This window comes from Hymenobacter polaris (assembly GCF_012927305.1).
Lineage (GTDB): Bacteria > Bacteroidota > Bacteroidia > Cytophagales > Hymenobacteraceae > Hymenobacter > Hymenobacter polaris.
The window spans coordinates 2,076,635-2,094,979 of record NZ_JABBGH010000001.1; the positions used below are offsets into that span (position 1 = coordinate 2,076,635).

Annotated in this window: 14 protein-coding genes; 6 read left to right on the forward strand and 8 right to left on the reverse strand. The window is 62.7% G+C overall.

Features of this window, described 5'->3' with window-relative positions; all coding sequences use genetic code 11:
• Positions 1-203: 203 nt before the first annotated feature.
• Both HHL22_RS08875 and HHL22_RS08880 read left to right on the forward strand, forming a co-directional pair.
• Positions 204-2,384 carry a S9 family peptidase gene (locus tag HHL22_RS08875; protein WP_241737996.1) on the forward strand — a complete coding sequence of 727 codons (2,181 nt, stop codon included), beginning with the start codon at positions 204-206 and terminating at the stop codon, positions 2,382-2,384.
• A gap of 216 nt (positions 2,385-2,600) precedes the next feature.
• Entirely contained in the window at positions 2,601-3,455 is an 855-nt protein-coding gene (locus tag HHL22_RS08880; protein ID WP_169530560.1) for a dienelactone hydrolase family protein, read from the forward strand.
• A gap of 196 nt (positions 3,456-3,651) precedes the next feature.
• Here the strand turns inward: HHL22_RS08880 and HHL22_RS08885 are convergent, their stop codons facing one another.
• The 4 genes from HHL22_RS08885 to HHL22_RS08900 all read right to left on the reverse strand — a co-directional run bounded on the left by HHL22_RS08885 (position 3,652) and on the right by HHL22_RS08900 (position 7,636).
• Positions 3,652-4,506, reverse strand: coding sequence for a hypothetical protein (locus tag HHL22_RS08885; protein ID WP_169530561.1), 855 nt, complete (start codon positions 4,504-4,506; stop codon positions 3,652-3,654).
• A 537-nt stretch (positions 4,507-5,043) separates the two neighbouring features.
• The gene (locus HHL22_RS08890; RefSeq protein WP_169530562.1) at positions 5,044-6,240 is read right to left on the reverse strand and encodes an alpha/beta hydrolase; all 1,197 of its coding nucleotides are present in this window, start codon (positions 6,238-6,240) and stop codon (positions 5,044-5,046) included.
• A gap of 120 nt (positions 6,241-6,360) precedes the next feature.
• A complete protein-coding gene (locus tag HHL22_RS08895) occupies positions 6,361-6,843 on the reverse strand; it encodes a DinB family protein (RefSeq protein WP_169530563.1) in 483 nt (160 codons plus the stop codon).
• Positions 6,844-6,862: 19 nt separating this feature from the next.
• Positions 6,863-7,636, reverse strand: coding sequence for a hypothetical protein (locus HHL22_RS08900; protein WP_169530564.1), 774 nt, complete (start codon positions 7,634-7,636; stop codon positions 6,863-6,865).
• Positions 7,637-8,354: 718 nt separating this feature from the next.
• Between HHL22_RS08900 and HHL22_RS08905 the strand changes: the two genes are divergently transcribed.
• The 4 genes from HHL22_RS08905 (at position 8,355) to HHL22_RS08920 (ending at position 14,542) form a co-directional block, all read left to right on the forward strand.
• Positions 8,355-11,393: a SusC/RagA family TonB-linked outer membrane protein gene (locus tag HHL22_RS08905; RefSeq protein WP_169530565.1), complete on the forward strand. Its 3,039-nt coding sequence runs from the start codon at positions 8,355-8,357 to the stop codon at positions 11,391-11,393.
• Between the two features lie 18 nt (positions 11,394-11,411).
• Positions 11,412-13,031: a RagB/SusD family nutrient uptake outer membrane protein gene (locus HHL22_RS08910; RefSeq protein WP_169530566.1), complete on the forward strand. Its 1,620-nt coding sequence runs from the start codon at positions 11,412-11,414 to the stop codon at positions 13,029-13,031.
• 107 nt (positions 13,032-13,138) lie between these two features.
• Positions 13,139-13,948 carry a SusE domain-containing protein gene (locus HHL22_RS08915; RefSeq protein ID WP_169530567.1) on the forward strand — a complete coding sequence of 270 codons (810 nt, stop codon included), beginning with the start codon at positions 13,139-13,141 and terminating at the stop codon, positions 13,946-13,948.
• Positions 13,949-14,089: 141 nt separating this feature from the next.
• Positions 14,090-14,542, forward strand: a complete 453-nt coding sequence (locus HHL22_RS08920; RefSeq protein ID WP_169530568.1) for a hypothetical protein — start codon at positions 14,090-14,092, stop codon at positions 14,540-14,542.
• 7 nt (positions 14,543-14,549) lie between these two features.
• On the opposite strand, the gene HHL22_RS08925 is transcribed toward HHL22_RS08920, so the two are convergent.
• The 4 genes from HHL22_RS08925 to HHL22_RS08940 form a co-directional block, all read right to left on the reverse strand.
• Positions 14,550-15,833, reverse strand: a complete 1,284-nt coding sequence (locus tag HHL22_RS08925; protein ID WP_169530569.1) for a zinc dependent phospholipase C family protein — start codon at positions 15,831-15,833, stop codon at positions 14,550-14,552.
• A 77-nt stretch (positions 15,834-15,910) separates the two neighbouring features.
• The gene (locus HHL22_RS08930; protein ID WP_241737997.1) at positions 15,911-17,035 is read right to left on the reverse strand and encodes a CaiB/BaiF CoA transferase family protein; all 1,125 of its coding nucleotides are present in this window, start codon (positions 17,033-17,035) and stop codon (positions 15,911-15,913) included.
• Between the two features lie 262 nt (positions 17,036-17,297).
• Positions 17,298-17,984 (reverse strand): ATP-binding cassette domain-containing protein, encoded by a 687-nt coding sequence (locus HHL22_RS08935; protein WP_169530570.1) that lies wholly within the window; start codon positions 17,982-17,984, stop codon positions 17,298-17,300.
• Positions 17,981-18,280, reverse strand: a complete 300-nt coding sequence (locus HHL22_RS08940; RefSeq protein WP_169530571.1) for a hypothetical protein — start codon at positions 18,278-18,280, stop codon at positions 17,981-17,983. The genes HHL22_RS08935 and HHL22_RS08940 overlap by 4 nt, the downstream gene beginning before the upstream one ends.
• Positions 18,281-18,345: the final 65 nt, after the last annotated feature.

Below are 18,345 nucleotides of genomic sequence, written 5' to 3' on the forward strand. Positions count from 1 at the left end.
GCAGCCTACGTAGGCGGTCATGCTGAGCTTGTCGAAGCATCTCTACCGCGCAAGTAGACCTAGTCGTTAGGATTACTTGCGCGGTAGAGATGCTTCGACAAGCTCAGCATGACGTTCTTTTTACATACGCTTTGGCACACGGCAACCCCAGCACCCAATCCGCATCTTTGCGAAGCAAAAAGCTAAAAAATCCCTCCCTTTTAATGACCCTCATTCATTTCCGCCCTGCGATGGCGGCGCTGGCCCTAGGGCTGCTGGCCGCGGTCCCGGCGGCCCAGGCCCAGGTGGGCCCCGGCACCCAGTGGACGGCCGACGGCTACGGCTACCGCCGGGTGCAAAACAACGAATTGGTGCTGGTAGATGCCCGCACGCCCACCAAAACCACTGTGCTCATCAGCAAGCAGCAGCTCACGCCGGCCGGCCAGAGCGAGCCGCTGCAAGTGCGCCGCTTCGAGCTGTCGGGCTCGGGCCGCCGGGTGCTGCTCAACACCAACACCCAGAAGGTGTGGCGCTACGACACCCGCGGCGACTACTGGCTGTACGACCTCGACAGCAAGCAGCTCAGCCAGCTGGGCAAGGGCCGGCCCGTGTCGTCGCTGATGTTTGCCAAGTTCTCGCCCGACGGCGGGCGCGTGGCCTACGTGAGCGAGCACAATCTGTACGTGGAAAACCTGGCCGACCACGCCATCACGCAGCTTACCAGCGACGGCACCGACAAGCTCATCAACGGCACCTTCGACTGGGTGTACGAGGAGGAACTGGACTGCCGCGACGGCTTCCGGTGGGCGCCCGACGGGCAGAGTATTGCCTACTGGCAGCTCGACGCCCGCAAAACGCCCAACTACTTGATGCTGAATACTACCAGCAAGCTCTATCCTTACACCGTACCGGTGGAATACCCGGTGGTGGGCGAAGACCCCAGCCGCTGCCGCATTGGCGTAGTACCGGCCGCGGGCGGCGCTACTAAGTGGATGGACATCCCCGGCGACGCCGTGCAGCACTACCTGCCGCGCATGGAGTGGGCCGGGCCGGGCGAGCTGATTGTGCAGCAGCTCAACCGCCGCCAGAACGAGAGTAAGCTAATCTTGGTGACTACCGCCACCGGCGCGGCCAAGCCCATTTATACCGAAACCGACAAGGCCTGGGTGGATGCCAAGGAGGGCGCCGTGGGCTGGAACTGGATTGACAAGGGCCAGAAGTTTGTGTGGAGCAGCGAGAAAGACGGCTGGCGCCACCTCTACGCCATCGACCGCCAGGGCCACGAGAAACTACTGACGCCGGGCAACTACGACGTTATTAGCCTCGAAAGCATCGATGAGAAGGGCGGGCAGCTTTACTTCCTGGCCTCGCCCACCAACGCCACCCAGCGCTACCTCTACCGCGCCCCGCTGAAGGGCGGCTCGGCCACCCGCGTGACGCCGGCCGCCGAGGCGGGCACCCACAGCTACGACATTTCGCCCAACGGCAAGCTGGCGCTGCACAACTTCTCCAGCAGCCGCACCCTGCCGGTGGCCGACGTGGTGAGCCTGCCCGCCCACCAGCCCCTAGGCGGCAGCCCGGCCGCGGCGCGCCCCGGCGCGGCGGGCTTCAAGCTGCCCAACGTGGAGTTTTTCCAGGTGAAAACGGTGGATAACGTGACGCTCGATGGCTGGATGGTGAAGCCCACCAACTTCGACCCCCAGAAGAAATACCCCATCGTATTTATGGTGTATGGCGAGCCGGCCAGCCAAACGGTGGTCGACCGCGTGGGCACGGGCCTCAACCGCCTCTACCAAGGCAACATGGCCGACGATGGCTACATCTACGCCTCGCTCGACAACCGGGGCGCGCCGGCCCCTAGGGGGCGCGAATTCCGCAAGGCCATCTACCACAACATCGGCAAGCTCAACATCCGCGACCAGGCCATGGGCGCGCTCGAAGTGCTGAAAAACAGCTACGTCGATACCAGCCGCGTGGCCGTGTGGGGCTGGAGCGGCGGCGGCTCGAGCACGCTCAGCCTGCTGATGCAGTACCCCAAGATTTACAAAACCGGCATCAGCATCGCCGCCGTCGATAACCAGCTCAACTACGACAACATCTACCAGGAGCGCTACATGGGTTTGCTACCCGAGGATAAGCACTACTTCGTGGATAACTCGCCCTTGGCCCACGTGCAGGGCTTGCGCGGGCACCTGCTGCTCATTCACGGCACCGGCGACGACAACGTGCACTACAACAACTGCGAGCAGATGATAAACGAGCTAGTGCGCCAGGGTAAGGTGTTCAGCCTGATGAGCTACCCCAACCGCACTCACAGCATCTCGGAGGGCGAGGGTACCAGCCGCCACCTAGCCGCCACCTATACCGACTTCCTGCACCAGTACTGCCCACCCGGCGGCCGGTAGGCGCGGGGGAACTGCTAGGCTAATGCAGTCAAAAAAGGCGGTCATGCTCATCTGGCGTCCGCCTGCCGAAGCATCTCTACCACGCCGTTCAACGATGCGGTAGAGATGCTTCGGCAGGCGGACGCCAGATGAGCATGACCGCCTTTTTTAATAACTACTAAACCTGTGCCCCCTAGGCCGGTTGCCCCAACAGTTTCATCCCATTCACTCCCCTTTATGAAAAAGTTGCTCTTACTCGCCGCCGCAGCCCTAGGCCTCGCCACCGCCCAGGCCCAAACGCTGAGCTGCTGCGTGCGCCCCGCCGGCGGCCCCAACGCTACCGAGGCCTTCGCCATGCTAGCCGCTAATAAGGACTTTTCGGGCGGCCACGAGGCGCCCCTGCCCTACCGCTACGAGGGCGCCGGCCAAGCTATTGAGTTCAAAACCCCCGACGGCAAAACCGGCCACGCCTTTGAAATCAAGAGCGCCAAGCCCTCTAACAAGTACCTATTCGTTATCCACGAGTGGTGGGGGCTGAACGACTACATCAAGAAGGAGGCGGCCAAGTATGCCGAGGAGCTGCCAGGCGTGAACGTGCTGGCCCTCGACCTCTACGACGGCCAGGTGGCCACCACCCCCGAAGAAGCCGGCAAGCTGATGCAAGCCGTCACCACCGACCGCGCCACGGCCATCATTAAGGGCGCCGAGCTGTACGCGGGCCCCAAGGCGCAGTTTGCCAGCATCGGCTGGTGCTTTGGCGGCGGCTGGAGCTTGCAGAGCGCCTTGCTGGGCGGCAAGCAAACGGTGGGCTGCGTCATGTACTACGGCATGCCCGAAAAAGACGTGGCTAAACTCAAGACCCTGAATTCGGACGTGCTGGGGCTGTTTGCCGAGCAGGACAAGTGGATAAACCCCGAGGTAGTGGCGCAGTTTGAGAAGAACATGGCCGCCGCCGGCAAGAAGGTAACGGTGAAGGAGTATCCCGCCGACCACGCCTTTGCCAACCCCTCGAACCCCAAGTACAACCAGGCCCTGGCCGCCGACGCCCACCAAAAAGCCCTGGCTTACCTCAAAGCCCGCCTGAAGGCCTAGGGCAGCAGCTGGGTTAAAAGGCAAAAGACACTACCATCGACTGAAAAGAACGTCATGCTGAGCTTGTCGAAGCATCTCTCCATCGTAAGTAATCCTAACGTTTGGAATTAGTTACGCGGTAGAGATGCTTCGACAAGCTCAGCATGACGTTCTTTTCAGTCGATGGTAGCTCTAACCAAAACTGCCTAACGAACCTTTACTCCACCTGCCGCAAGCTTGATACCCGCGCGGCAAATGCTTGGGCGCGGCCAGTGGCCGACACATTAGGCGCGGAGGTGGTATGGGGCCCTAAGGCCGGGCGCTGGGTAGCGGCCAGCTCCTGGCGCAGCTGGTGCAGCTCGGCGCTTAGCTCGGCCCAGCTTTGGGCCACGAAATACGCGGAAGCTTCGGCGAGCAGGGCGGCCCCGGGGGCGGCTTGCAGGGCCAGGTACCGCGCCGCGCCCGCCAGGGGGCGCAGCTGAGCGGCTTCGGCGGCGGCCAGGGCGTGCAGCGGGCCGGGCGCCGTGAGTAGCGCCGTGCCGTAGGGCTGGGGCCGGGCGCCGGGCGCGCCGGCCAGCAGCCCCAGCTCGAAGGTGGCGCGGGCGAAGCGGCGAAGCAGCCCTAGGGCCGCCGGCGTGGTGGCCAGCGCCCACGCCTGGCCTAGCTGCTGCAGCGCGTCGGCATAGCCGGCTTCGAGCAGCAGCGGCAGGCGCCCCAGCGCATCGGTAAACAAATCGGGGCCGCCGGGGGGCTGGTCGAACTCGCTGAACGTGCGCAGGCGCGATACTACCGGCAGCTCGCGCCGGGCCAGGGCGGCGTAGTAGGCGGCTTCGGCTACCGGCGCCCCCGTGAAGAGCAGCGTCCAGCCGGTGCGCTGGTGCACCAACTGCGCCAGGGCCGTGGGGTTGGGCAGCGCGTCGCGGCGCAACCCCAGTTCGGCCAGGGCGCGCGTTATCTCGGGCCGCGCCCAGCGGTGTAGCAGCGCCTGCTGCCTATCAAACAGCATTTTCCAGACCGTGGCCGAGGCGGGCGCGGCGGGGTGATGGGGGCGGGCAAGCAGGTGCAGAGTCATAGCCTAAGAAATAAGAGAAGGGTAAAAAAAAGCCCGATTCCAGTCGGGCTGGAATCGGGCTTTAGGAGTTTAGCTGAGGAGAAGGGGCGGTAGCATCTTAGTTGCTTGATACCCATGGCAGCCGGCCACTACGCGCGATTCCGAAACCCGGTTTGGGTCGGTTAATCTGGCACATAATGACTAGTAAATGGCGGCGCATACGGTGGCAAATATAGGAATAGATGGGAAAATGTGCTAATGTAGGGAATATGTAGAATGTAAAAATTCAGGAATGCAAGGATACGGAAAAATCTATTTCCGCTTATTTCCACATTATTAAAGCTACTAGTAGCTGCTAATCAGTTATTTGAAAACATGAGAGCAGAAAAACGTCATGCTGAGCTTGCCGAAGCATCTCTCCCGCGTCACTAAACTCAATCGTTAAGATTAGTGCTGCGGTAGAGATGCTTCGACAGGCTCAGCATGACGTTCTGTTTTTATAAATATTTGATAATCAGAAAATAGTATATTTATACATTTTCACATTAACCCATTGCCTTATTCGGCCAGCAGCCAGCGGTAAGCGGGGCCAAACTCGCGCCGCCAGAACCACTCGCTGTGCTGCCCGTCGGCCGGAGCCTTGAAGGCGAGGTGGCTGGCCGGCACGCCCCGCGCCAGCAGGCCGTTGCGGGCGGCCGTCATCAGGGGCAGCATGGTTTCGCTTTCGGCCGGGCCCGCCACGAAGTAGAAGCGACTGCTGAGCGGGGCGGGCCGGTGGCGGCGCTCGTAGCTCAGTAGCGAGTCTTTGGCAAACCAGATGGCGGGCGAAAACACCCCCACCCGCCCGAACACCATCGGGTATTTCAGGCCCGCATACAGCGCGATGAGGCCGCCCATGCTGCTGCCCGCAATGGCGGTGTGGGCGGCATCGGGCAGGGTGCGGTAGTGGCTGTCGATGTAGGGCTTGAGGGTGAAGGCCAAGAAGTTGACGTAGGCATCACCCTCGCCACCGTGCTTCAGCTCGGTATTAAGCCAGGGTGAATACTCGTCGAGGCGGCGCTCGCCGCCGTTGTCTACGGCCACCACAATGCAGCCGGCAGTGCTAGCGCCGCTGGCCCCCAACTGCCCTAGGGTTTCATCCACGCCCCACTCGCCGCTGTAGGCCGTAGCGTCGTCAAACACGTTTTGGCCGTCTTGCATATACAGCACCGGGTAGCGGCGCAAACTCATGCCCGAATAGTCGGGCGGCAGGTATAGCCACACCCGGCGGGCGCGCCCACCCAGCTGCGGCAGCTTAAAGGAGTCGGTCAGCACCCGCACGTTGCCCGTGAGGGTATGGGGCTTGGGCGCGGGCGGCGGGGCGCTGGTAGGGCGCTGGTCTTGCCAGGCGGCTACTTGCAGCGGCAGCGTAGCGGGGCCGGGCCCAAAGTCGGCGTGGCGGTTGGGCGCCGCCTGAAAGCTGGCGTCGGCCTCGCCGGTAGCCCAGCTGCCGCGCGTCAGCTTAAACTCCTGGGGCCCGCGCACGGTGGCGGGCAGCGTGAGCTGGTAGCTGCCATCGGGCTGGCGACTGAGCGCGAAGCCCGGTGCGGCCGGCTGCCAGGCGTTGAACGAGCCGGCCACGTAAATAGGGCCGGCCGGCGTAGTGGCGGGCACTGCCACGCGCAGCATCGTTTGGGCCCGCACCGGGCAGCTGGCCCCCAAAGCCAGCCCTAGGGCCAGCGCGCCGCTCCACCGGCAACCGCTCCTCCATTTCATGCCGCAAATATTGGCCCGGCCGCATGGCGAATGACTGAACGCGCTCACCTAGGGGCGAAAGGCCAGCTGCCTAGGTACCTGGCAGGTCCTAGCAAACCGCGGCGCCTGCCGGCTACGCACTCAGCTTACGTTCGGCCGGGCCCGCACCAGGCTTTTCAGGATGACCAACTGCCCGAGGTGGTAGTGCAGGTGCTCGACGGCGCCCTGCAGGTTTTTGTAGGCCGACGAATAACCCGGCAGAATGGCGGCGGTTAGCTGCTCGTCGGGCACGGCCCGGATGGCGGCGGCCAGCTCCTCCCCCGAGCGGGTAAGGTCGGCGCGTAGGGCCTGCCAGTCGGCCTCGGTGCCTAGGGCCGGGCCCGCGTCGAAGCCATTGGCCGGGCCTATTTCGGTAGGCTGGCCGTGGGCGCGGCGCGCCATTACCCGGTTCCAGAAGGTGAGGTGGCGCACCAGGCTCGCCAGCGTGTTGACCGAGGCGGGCGTGCGGGTGGTGGCCTCGGTCAGCGTCACATCGGCCAGGGTATGGGCCAAGTCTACCTCGGTCCAGTTGCCACCGCTGTGCACATCCAGCACGTGCTGGGCAATGGCTGCGCTCAGCTGCATACGCCTAGGGTCTAAGCGGTTAGCGAATAATGTCACCGCTGCCCGCGCCGCGCTCCGAGAGGTCAATCTTGCGCAGCGTATAAGCCGCCCGCACCGAGTCGACGCCCGGCAAGCCGTTGACGGAGAAGTCGATGCGCGCGCCTTGCTTCTGGGGGCCGCTCACGAAGTGGCGGTAGTCCTCGGCCGACTCGCGCACCACGTACAGGTCGCCGGGGCTAGGCACTTTCAGGCGAGCGTAGGTGCTGCGGCCGTCGGGGGCCGCTTTGCGCTTCTCGCTGCTCGCCAGCAAACTCACGCCCGTCAGGCGAAATTTTTCGGCATCGCTGGCGGGCGGGGGGTAGTTGCCCAGGCCGTCAATGAATACCTCGCGGCGCTCCACCAGCTTTTCGAGCGACTCTGTTTTGAGCAGGGGCAGGTTTTTTTCCTCCATCAGCAGTTGCTGCACGGCGTTGGTGGGGGCACCCTGCTGGTAAAATACCAGCACGGGGTCTTGCAGCTTCACTTTTCGAATCACTACCGGGGGCTTCACTTCCTCGGGCTCCACGCGCTGGGCAGCTTCTATCGGGGCGGGGGGGGCTTTAGGGGCCAGTGGGGCCCGGGTGCCCGCTGGCCGGGTGCCGGCCGGCCGGGGGGTGGCGGTGGCCCTGGGCGCGGGCTTGGGAGCGGCGGTGGCCCTAGGCACCGGCTTGGCGGGCGGGCGGGCGGGCACTACCTGGGCGGCCGCGCGCCGCGCCGCGCCGCACACCATGCTTAATAAGCCTACTAGTACAATAGAATAACGAATAATTTTCATAAGGGCAGGAATGACTAGCCAAAGCTAAAGCATTGCCCTGCTTTTCGCAAGCTCGCGGCGGGCGGGCCCAGGAGACTGCTGGCCCCGCGCCCTGCCTCGCGCAAACAGACCCCGCGGCAAAATTTTCGCGTTTTGCCATCGCCGACTGCTGCCGGCCGCCCCGGCCACCCTAGGCCCCGCCAGTGGCGCTAAGGCCACCCCGGACCCGTCACCCGTATTTTTTTACCCCTGGCCAGCTCCCTAGGGGCAGCAAGTAGGCGAAAAGCCGCCGCGAGAAAAGTTATATCGACTTCTCATTACCTTTGCCGCCCCAATAAGCTAAAAGTAAGTCATTACTTACTATAAATCAACAAGTTGCTTTTAAATACTTTTCAGCATCTCGCCGGTAGCCTTTTAGGGCCACACCCTTGCAGTACAACCAAGGGCCCACCCACTGGCCAATAGCGGCAAAGCGGCTGCCCAATCAGCCGGCAGCTAAACGCAAATAATGGGAGCCAGCTTAGCCACCCTAGGGGCACGGGCAATTATCTTGGAGTAAGATTTAACAATTTCTAAACCTTACCAGAAACGTAAAGCCACAATCGATTGTGGCTGGCCTTTTTTTAGCTAAGCCAGCCGTCCCCCCGCTTACATCCTACCAAATAAACTACTTATTTTCAAGGCTTTACTTGGTACATCGAACTCCACTTTTCACTTTTCCCCCACCCGTTTCACTTCTATGAAACACTCCTACTTAGAGAAATTCCGGTTTCTCTTCTTGTTGCTAATTGGCTTGGCCAGCTCCGTTGGAGTGGCCCTAGCCCAGTCTGGTACCGGCACCGTGAGTGGCCGCGTGGCCGATAGCAAAAACGAAGGCCTGCCAGGCGTAACGGTCCTCATTGAGGGCACCACCCTGGGCAGCTCTACCAACGTCGACGGCACCTACTCCATTCCGGGCGTGCCGGCCGGGCCCCACACCCTGGTTATCTCCTTTGTGGGCTACAACACCAAGCGCCAGCCCATTACCGTAGCGGCCGGCCAAACGACCAACGTACCTGCCCAAACCCTGAGCGAAAACGCCACCGCCCTGGGCGAGGCCGTTGTGATTGGCTACGGCACCCAGCGCAAGCAGGACCTGACCGGCGCCGTGGAGCAAATTAGCGAGAAGCAGTTTGTGAAAGGCCAGGTAACCAACCCCGAGCAATTGGTGCAAGGCAAGGTGGCCGGCGTACAGATTACGACCGCGGGCGGCGCCCCCGGCGCCAGCACCCAGATTCTCATCCGCGGTGGCTCGTCGCTGAACGCCTCCAACCAGCCGCTTATCGTCATTGACGGCGTGCCGGTGGATAATACCGGCCTGGCGGGTGCCTCAAACCCCCTGTCGCTCATCAACCCCAATGATATTGAGAGCATTACGGTCCTGAAGGATGCTTCCTCGACGGCCATTTACGGGGTGCGCGCCTCGAACGGCGTTATTCTGGTAACGACCAAGCACGGCGTATCGGGCGACCAGTTTCACGTGAATGTGAGCACCCAAATGTCGCTGGCTACGCCAGCCAAGTATGTGCCCGTGCTCACCGCCGCCCAGTTCCGTGATGTGGTGAACCAGTACGGCACTACCGGCCAGAAAGCCACCCTAGGCAACGCTAGCACTGACTGGCAGCGCGAGATTTACCGCACGGCCTACACGGCCGATAACAACGTGAGCTTTAGCGGGGCCGCGGGCGTAGTGCCCTACCGCATCTCCACGGGCTACCTCTACCAAGAGGGCATCTTGAAGCGCAACGACCTGAAGCGCTACACCGGCGCTATCAACCTGTCGCCGGTGCTGCTGAACGGCGACCTGCGCATCGACCTGAACGTGAAGGGCTCCTGGATTGACAACAACTTCTCGGACCAGAGCGCCGTGGGCGCGGCCGTCAACTTCGACCCCACTCAGCCCATCTACGCCGACGGCTCGCCCTACGGCGGCTACTACGAGTCGACGAGCGGTGGCACCCTGCTGACACTGGCTACCCGCAACCCCGTGGGCCTCATCAACCAGAACCGCAACCGCAGCTCGGTGAAGCGCAGCATCGGTAACGTGCAGGTGAATTACAAGCTGCCCTTCGTGCCGGGCTTGAGCGCCAACGTGAACCTGGGCTACGACGTGCAGCGCGGCCGCGGCACCACCTTCGTGCCGGCCAATGCGGCCTCCAACTACTTCCGCCAGGTGACCATCAACGGCGTGGTAAACCGGGGCGGGGTTAACAACCAGTATGCTCAGGACTTGACTAACACCATCCTGGAAGCCTACCTGAAGTATGAGCGTACGGTAGGCCCCGGCCGGCTGGACCTGCTGGCGGGCTACTCGTACCAGAAATTCCAGAACCGGAGCTACAACTTCGACGATAACCTGGCTAACGGCGCAGTATACCTGGCGGCGGTGCCGAGCTACTCAGGCGCCTTTACCTACCTCAACACCAACGTGTTGATTGGCTTCTACGGCCGCCTCAACTACAACATCGGCGATAAGTATCTCTTCACGGGCACGTTCCGCGCCGATGGCACCTCGCGCTTCAACCCCAACCACTTCGGCTACTTCCCCTCGGGCGCGTTTGCCTGGCGCCTCAAGGGTGAGAACTTCCTGAAGAACTCGACCGCCATCTCGGAGCTGAAGCTGCGCCTCAACTACGGCCAGACCGGCCAGCAGGACCTAGGCGGCGCCTACTACCCCTTCCTGGCTTCGCTCACGCTGAGCAACGCCACGGCGCAGTACCAGCTGGGCAACCAGTTTTTCCGCACCCTGCGCCCCGACCAGTACAACCCCAACATCACCTGGGAAACCACCACGACCTACGGCGTGGGCTTGGACTACGGTTTTGCCGGCGGCCGGGTGTACGGCTCGGTGGACGTGTACCGCCGCGACACCAAGAACCTGCTCAACTTCGTGAACATCCCCGACCTGTCGGGCCTCTCAAATGCGGGTAACTTCAACGTGGGCTCGCTGACCAACCGCGGGGTGGAAATCATCACCAACCTCGACCTGGTGAAGGGCGACAAGGTGAACATCACGGTGAACGCCAACGCTACCTACAACCAGAACAAGCTGACCCAGCTGACTATCTACGGTTCGGGCAACGACGTGGGGCAGCCCACGGGCGGCATCTCGGGCGGCGTAGGCAATAACATTCAGATTAACACCGTGGGCTACCCCACGCAGTCGTTCTACGTGAACCAGCAGGTGTACGACGCCAACGGCCTGCCGCTGCAAGGCGTGTACGTGGATGCCAACGGCGACGGCGTTATCAACAGCACCGACCGCTACCGCTACCATTCGCCGCGCCCGCAGTGGATTTTGGGTGGCGGTGCCAACGCCAGCTACAAGGGCTTCAACCTGGCCTTTACGCTGCGTGCCAACCTAGGCAACTACGTGTATAACAACGTGCGCGCCAACAGCTACTACGACCAGAACTCGTCGGGCTTCGTAAGTAATAAGACCCAGGAATTCCTGGCTTCGCGCTTCACCACGGCTCAGTATTTCTCGGATTATTTCATCGAAAACGGGTCGTTCCTGCGCTTGCAGAATGCTACGCTCGGTTACAACTTCGGCGCCATTATTAAGAAGGGCACCACCTTGACCCTGACGGCCGCCGGTCAGAACCTGTTCCTGATTACCAATTATAAAGGTCTTGACCCTGAGATTTATAATGCTGGTCCTCCAGCAACTCAGGGCATCGACAATACGATTTACCCCCGGGCTCGTACGTTCACCGTCGGCCTGAACCTTGGTCTCTAATTTTCCCATCCAACTACTATGCAACGCAACTTCACTCGCACGCTGGGAATAATGGCCATGGCTGCCGGTATTTCGGCCCTAGCCCCCTCGTGCACCAAGGACCTCAACCAATCGCCCGACTACGCGGCCTCGTCGAACGTCGTGTATGCCGACCCAGCCCAGATTCAGCAGGTGCTGGCCCGCCTCTACGCCACCTTCGCGGTGAGCGGCCAGCAGGGTCCGGCCGGTAACCCCGACATTTCGGGCATCGACGAAGGCTTCTCAAACTACATCCGCCAGTACTGGCAGCTGCAGGAAATCACCACCGATGAGGCCGTGATTGGCTGGAACGACGGCACCCTGCCCCAGGTGAACACCCTGCAGTGGAACGCCGACAACGAGTTTGTGCGCGCCACCTACGACCGGGTGTTCTACGAAGTGGGCTTGTGCAACGAGTTCATCCGCCAGACGTCGGACGCCAACCTGTCGTCGCGGGGTATTCCGGCCGCCAGCCTCAACACCGTGCGCACCTACCGCTCGGAAGCCCGCCTGCTGCGCGCCCTCAGCTACTGGCACGCCATCGATTTGTTTGGCGGCGGCCCCTTCGCCACCGAAACCGACGCCATCGGCACCACGCCGCAGTATAAGAAAGGCGCCGATATGTTCGCCTACGTCGAGTCGGAGCTGAAAGCGCTCGATGCCTTGGACGACAACAGCGGCGCCCTGCTAGCTCCGAAGGCCGTGTATGCCCGCGCCGACAAGGCCGTGCTCTGGACGCTGCTCACCAAGCTCTATCTCAACGCCAAGGTGTACACCGGCACCGACCGCTCGACCGATGCCATCACTTACGCCAACAAGGTGCTAGCCGCTAGCTCTGGCTACAGCCTGAGCCCGAGCTACGCCAACCTGTTTTTGGCGGACAACAACACGACCGACGCCCGTAACGAGATTATCTTCCCCATCACTTTCGATGGCACCCGCACCCAAACCTACGGGGGCATGACCTACCTGGTGCACGCGCCCAACGGCCGCGCCTACACGGCCGCCCAGGCCGGCATCGACGGTGGCTGGTCGGGCCTGCGCACCAAGCCGGCCCTTACCGGCTTGTTTGGCTCAACCACCGCGCGCAACCCCAACGACGCCCGCTCGCAGCTGTTTGTGTTCCAGGGCCAGAACCCGCGCGTAGATACCCTAGGGCAGTTTAGCAGCGGTCCGCTCATTGCCAAGTACCGCAACGTGACCTCGACCGGCGCACCGGGTTCCAACGTCACCTTCCCCGACACCGACTTCCCCATGTTCCGCCTGGCCGACGTGATGCTCATGTATGCCGAGGCCGTGCTGCGCGGCGGCTCGGGTGGCTCGGCCACGCAAGCCCTAGCCTACGTTAACCAGATTCGGGCCCGCGCCGGTGCTTCGGCCACCACGGCCGGCGCCCTCACGCTCAGCTCGATTCTGGATGAGCGCGCCCGCGAGTTGTTCTGGGAAGGCCACCGCCGCACCGACCTCATTCGCTTCGGCGTGTACACCACCGGCTACAACTGGGCCTTCAAGGGCGGCGTGCAGGCGGGCAAGGATGTGGAAACCTTCCGCACCCTGTTTCCCATCCCCAACACCGACCGGGTAGCCAACCCCAACCTACCGCAAAACCCTGGTTACTAACCCACTATAGCTTTCCTAGGCCCCTTGAACTTTTGGCGCTGGCCGCAAGTTCAGGGCCTAGGAAACACGGTTTAGCTTTTCTTTTCTCACCCGCTTTTTTAACTTTTATGAATACTTGGTTTACTCGGGTAGCGACTAGTGCCTTTGCGCTATTGGTGCTGGGCGTCACTGCCTGTAAGAAGGACGAGTCGCAGGTGGTGCTCAAAACCGCGGCGGCCCCGGCTCTCACCACCTCTACCACGGCGCCCGACCTGGTGCTAACGACCACCAATGCCAATGCTACAGCGGCTACTTTCACGTACACGGCGGCCGATTTCGGCTTTCCGGCCGTTACGACCTACTCGCTGCAGATAGATAAGAAGGGCGGTACTTTTAGCAGCCCGCAAGTGGTGGCGAGCAGCACTACGCCCGGCACCTTCACGCTCACCAAGTCGCAGTTGGCCAACGCTTTCTTTGCCCTAGGCGTGGCCTACGGCGCCACGGCGCAGGTTGATGCGCGGGTAGTGGCCTCGGTAAGCACGACTGCACCCACTCAAAACTCGTCGGTAGTGACGTTGACGGGTACGCCCACGCCGGTATGCGTGCCTAACACCACCGGCCGCACCTGGAGCCTGATTGGCCCGGCCGGCACCGATTGGAACACCGATAAAGCCCTGACCTACGACTGCTACACCCAGACCTTTAAGGCCACTATGCCCTTGAATGCGGGCGAGTTCAAGTTCCGCGCTAACAACGACTGGGGCGTGAACTTTGGCACGGCCGGCAACACCGGCGACATTACAAATAGTGCTTTAGCTAAAGGCGTTACACTCGTTAACGGCAAAAATAACTTGCAGATTACGACGGCTGGCACCTACACCATCACGCTGTCTCCCAGCGCCGATGGCACCACTGGCACGGTAATCATTAAACCCTAGGTTTCTGCCGCCTCCCCGAAAAAGCCGCTGCTCGTCAGCGGCTTTTTTTATGACTTGGCACCAAACTAGCTTTGCCGGTCAGGGGTTGGCCTAGGCTGGCTCTGAACACTCGTTTTCTCCTGGCCTACTCCGCTGCTTTATATGCTTACCAAGAATATTCTGACTGCCGCGCTCGTGCTGGCTGGCGCGGTGCCGGCCCTAGCCCAAACGCCCCGCGCCGCCCCTAGGGCCACCGCGCCTACCCAAGCCGCCCCCAACGAGGCCACGGTGCAAAGCCGGGCCGACGCGCTGACTGCTAACATGACGCAGGGCCTCGGCCTGACGCCCGCCCAGACCGAGAAAGTACGCACCATCAACGTGGCCTCGGTGCGCAACGTGGAGGCCGCCCGCCTGCGCTACCGCCAGGACCCCGCCAAGCTGCGCAGCTACATCGACGCCATTGGCCTGGCCCGGCTAGAGCAGCTCAAGGACGTGCTCACGGGCAGCCAGTTTACGCGCTACCAGCAGAAGCGTGAAGAGAAAATGGGCATTCCGAAGGCCGGCGGCAGCCAGGGCAACCCGCCCCCCGGCCTGGGCAACGGCCCCACCGAGTAGGCAGCGCCTAGCGGCCGGCCGGCAGGGCGCGCAGCTCCGCCAGGGCCTTGGCCGTTTCTTCCCGCTTGTCCTTTTCCTTCTCCTCCTCGTCGATGGGCGCGTAGCTGCCGTTGGCGAAGAAATCCAAGATATTGGCGCGCAGGGGTGGCTTCAGGTCTTTAAAGTTATCCTTGGCCAAGTCGCGCACCCATTCGCCGTAGGTGCGGTCGGCCAGGGCATACTCGCCCAGGTGCGTGGGGTGCCCGGTGTCAATGTCGATGTTGGGGTAGGTGCCAGCCTGGCCTAAAGCAGGCGTTTGCGCATTCACAAACTTGCTATAGGTCAGCACTATTTCGCGGAAGCTTTGCCTAAATAGGGCTTGCGCTTGGGGCGTGGGCGTTACGAATTTCAGGTTGCGAAGCTTGCCCACCTTCGGCAGAATACGGATGATGCCGGCCAGGATGCGCGCCCCGAAGCCCGGCCGCTCGTACTTAGTGCCGTATTCCTGCTCGAACTGCTCTTTACTTTCCTTATACACATAGTCGCGGCGCCGAATGCGGCGGTTTACCTGGCGCAGGGCGTGGCGGTTGGCCCGCCAGGCGGCGCGGCTAGCCAGCGGAATCAGGTTGCGCACGGCAAAGCGGTACGAGCCGATGGCCAGGTCGACGTTGAAAATAACCTTGCTCAGCGGCAAGCCGTAGGTTTTATCGAAGGCCTTATCCAGCAAGTCTTTATCAACTTTAAAACCGATAAAATCGTGGTAGTCGTTGGTGCGGTAGCGGCCGGCGGCCAGCTGCACCACGTCGAAGGCAAACTCGGTACGGCCGTGGGCCACCGGGTCTTCCTCGTAAGTAACTACCGGCCCGTACTCGGCCCCCAGCTTCGGAAACAGGATGGGCACCGATTTATTGACGCCCAGCTCGTGCCCGTAGATGTCGGCCGCGTAGTGCGAAAGCGCCCCTAGGGCGAAGGCGTAGCCGTTGCGGTCGCGGGCTTCTTCAAGCAGGTGGCGCACAAAATCGCCCGAGCGCACGTAGTGCGTCAGGTTGGTAAAGAGCTTAGAGCCAAATGGATAATAGCCCATATCCTGAATAATAGACCCGCCGTAGGCATAGGCCTTGGCGTCGCGCAGCTCGTCGGGCGTGGCACCCGGAAAGCGCCGCTCCAGCGCCGGGCGCAGGCACGTGGCCCAGCACGAGTCGATAATGGCCTGGTGGCTGAGCACCGAGTAGGCCCGCGCAGGTTGGGCTAGCAGTAATAACAGGCCTAGGCACCCCAGGCCCAACGGGCGTAGCAACGCACTTGCTTTCATAAAGGTAAAGGTAGCAATAGGCTCAACGGTAAGCCGGGCGCACGCGTTGCCTGGCTGCCTTTTCTGCTTACTACCCCCTAGGGCTGCGCCAGTGGCGGTGGCGGGCTCAGGGCTTCGGCCACGCCCCAGGCCGAGCTGCGAAACGCCACCGTGCGCAGCCCCGCGTACGGAAACTCGGACGCCTGGGGCGGCAGCAGCATGGCCTGCGCCTGCTCCATGTCGAGCGCCTCGCCCACCGAGCGCACGGCCCCGGCCGGCACCCCCAGGCGCGCTAGCTCGTGCAGCAAGGCCCAGCCGTTCAGCTCGGCAATGCGCGTGAGCAGCAGCTCGTGCAGGGCGGGGCGGTGGCGCACCCGCGCCAAGTTGGTGGCAAAGCGAACCTCGGTGGCCCAATGCGGGCGCTGCAGCACCTCGCACAAGGTGCGAAACTGCGCATCGGTGCCCACGGCCAGCACCAGGCGTTGCCCATCGGCGGCGCGATACACGGGGCCGTAGGGCACAATGCCGGGGTGGCCCGAGCCCAGCGGCGCGGGGTCGTAGCCGGTCGTCAGCCAGGTGGCGCCCTGGTTGGCCAGCGCGGCCAGGGCGCTTTCGTACAGGCTCACCTCCACCAAGGCGCCCTGCCCGGTGCGCTCGCGCTGATACAGCGCCGTGAGGATGCCCTCCTTGAGCTGATGGGCGGCAAACAAATCGACGAATGCCACGGGCAGCTTTTGGGGCGCCTCGTGGGGGCTAGGGGCGTTGAGGTGCATAAAACCCGTTTCGGCTTGCAGCACGGCATCGTAGCCGGGGCGCGGGTTTTGCGGGCCGTAGCCCGTGAGCTGGGCGTAGATGAGGCGCGGGTTGGCGGCCGCCAGCGCGGCGTAGCCCACGCCAAACTTGGCGGCATCGCCGGGCTTGTAGCTAGCCAGCACCACGTCGGCGGTGGCAGCCAGGCGGAGCAGTTCGGCCTGGTGGGCGGGCAGGCGCAGGTCGAGCACCAGCGAAGTTTTGCCCCAGTTAGACGCTGCAAAATAGGCCGACACCGAGCTGCTGGGGTCGTCGGCGGGCGTGCGCCAGCTGCGGGTTACGTCGCCGGCGGGCGGCTCTACCTTCAGCACCTCGGCGCCTAGCTCGGCAAAAAACTGGCCTACCTGCGGGCCGGCCAGCACGGCAGCCAGCTCCAGCACGCGCAGGCCGACAAAGGGAAGAACGGTAGGCATTGGCAAGATGGGTAGGGTCGGTATTGGTGCCGCAAAAGAACGTGCTATCAGACTTAGAGCATGTTTGGGCATTTAAAAGAACGTCATGTAAAAGAACGTCATGCTGAGCCCCGCGAAGCATCTCTACCGCGCCATATCGTTCGGTAGAGATGCTTCGCGGGGCTCAGCATGACGTTCCAAAAGCGATTTTAGTGAAATCTAAACGCGCTCCTATGGCCCTATGGTAGCGCGGACGCTAGGCCTTGCTTGCGCCGCTGTGGCCCTAGGCTGGCACGTAGCCATAGTCGCGCAGCTCGGGCCAGGGGTCGGCGGCCAGCTGGCGTAGGCGGCCCTGGTGCAGCAGATACACCACGTCGCTCACCGCCAGCACCGCCTCGTAGCGATGGTCCGTAATAACCAGGCCTTTGCGCACTTTAAGTGCTTGCATTTCGCGGGCCAGCGCCTCTACGTGCAGCGGCATCACGCCCGAAAAAGGCTCGTCGAGCAGTGAAAACGCGGTGGGCGCGTGCAGCAGCAGTAGCGCCTGCAGCAGCCGCGCCGAGCCGCCCGACAGCTCGTGGAGAAAGCCGGCTAACTGGGGGCGCAATTCCGGAAAATTTGCGGTGGCCGCCTCGGCATCTACTTGCAGCAGGCGCGCGGCGCGCCCTAGGGGCAGGGAGGCGGGCAACGCGGCCGCTTGCGGCAGGTAGTTGAGCAAGCCGGGGGTTTGGAAGGCGGGCACCGCGCGGCGGCCATTCACGCGCACGGAGGCATCGGGCACGGGGCGGGCGCCGAATATAGTTTGCAGCAGCGTCGATTTGCCGCTGCCGTTGCGCCCCAGCAGCCCCACGATTTGGCCGGTTTGCACGCGCAGGTAAATGTCCGTCAGCACCGGCCGCCCGTCAAATAGCACCCGGATGCCATCGGCCTCCAGCACGTGCGGGCCGCCCGTCAAATAGTTGTTTTTCATGGCCACAGCCGCGCAATAATTTCGGCCGCCGCCATAAACAAACTGCCGTCGAGCACGGCCACGCCGCCCCACAGCCAAGCCCTGGATAATCCCAGGTTATAGTAAAACCAGTACTGCTGCGGGCGCAACTCGTTGGCCAAGTACCACACCGCTAGCCCACTCAGCAGCTTGGCCAGCACCAAGCCGGGCGGCACGCCGCTTACCCGCCCTTCGCGCACGCCAGGCAGCTGCACTAGTACGGGCAGCTGCATCACTAGTAGCAGCGCCGCGCTGATAAGTAGTAGCGCAGGGGCCACGCCGCGGTAAAACAGCCAGATTCCCCGAAGCCGCGCCCCCCAGACTGCCATACGGTGTAGCTATT

Coding starts and splice junctions, on each gene's coding strand:
- HHL22_RS08905 (WP_169530565.1), top strand. CDS start 8,355: ATGAAACACTCCTACTTAGAGAAATTCCGGTTTCTCTTCTTGTTGCTA.
- HHL22_RS08910 (WP_169530566.1), top strand. CDS start 11,412: ATGCAACGCAACTTCACTCGCACGCTGGGAATAATGGCCATGGCTGCC.
- HHL22_RS08920 (WP_169530568.1), top strand. CDS start 14,090: ATGCTTACCAAGAATATTCTGACTGCCGCGCTCGTGCTGGCTGGCGCG.
- HHL22_RS08900 (WP_169530564.1), bottom strand. CDS start 7,636: ATGAAAATTATTCGTTATTCTATTGTACTAGTAGGCTTATTAAGCATG.
- HHL22_RS08915 (WP_169530567.1), top strand. CDS start 13,139: ATGAATACTTGGTTTACTCGGGTAGCGACTAGTGCCTTTGCGCTATTG.
- HHL22_RS08925 (WP_169530569.1), bottom strand. CDS start 15,833: ATGAAAGCAAGTGCGTTGCTACGCCCGTTGGGCCTGGGGTGCCTAGGC.
- HHL22_RS08890 (WP_169530562.1), bottom strand. CDS start 6,240: ATGAAATGGAGGAGCGGTTGCCGGTGGAGCGGCGCGCTGGCCCTAGGG.
- HHL22_RS08935 (WP_169530570.1), bottom strand. CDS start 17,984: ATGAAAAACAACTATTTGACGGGCGGCCCGCACGTGCTGGAGGCCGAT.
- HHL22_RS08875 (WP_241737996.1), top strand. CDS start 204: ATGACCCTCATTCATTTCCGCCCTGCGATGGCGGCGCTGGCCCTAGGG.
- HHL22_RS08880 (WP_169530560.1), top strand. CDS start 2,601: ATGAAAAAGTTGCTCTTACTCGCCGCCGCAGCCCTAGGCCTCGCCACC.
- HHL22_RS08895 (WP_169530563.1), bottom strand. CDS start 6,843: ATGCAGCTGAGCGCAGCCATTGCCCAGCACGTGCTGGATGTGCACAGC.
- HHL22_RS08930 (WP_241737997.1), bottom strand. CDS start 17,035: ATGCCTACCGTTCTTCCCTTTGTCGGCCTGCGCGTGCTGGAGCTGGCT.
- HHL22_RS08885 (WP_169530561.1), bottom strand. CDS start 4,506: ATGACTCTGCACCTGCTTGCCCGCCCCCATCACCCCGCCGCGCCCGCC.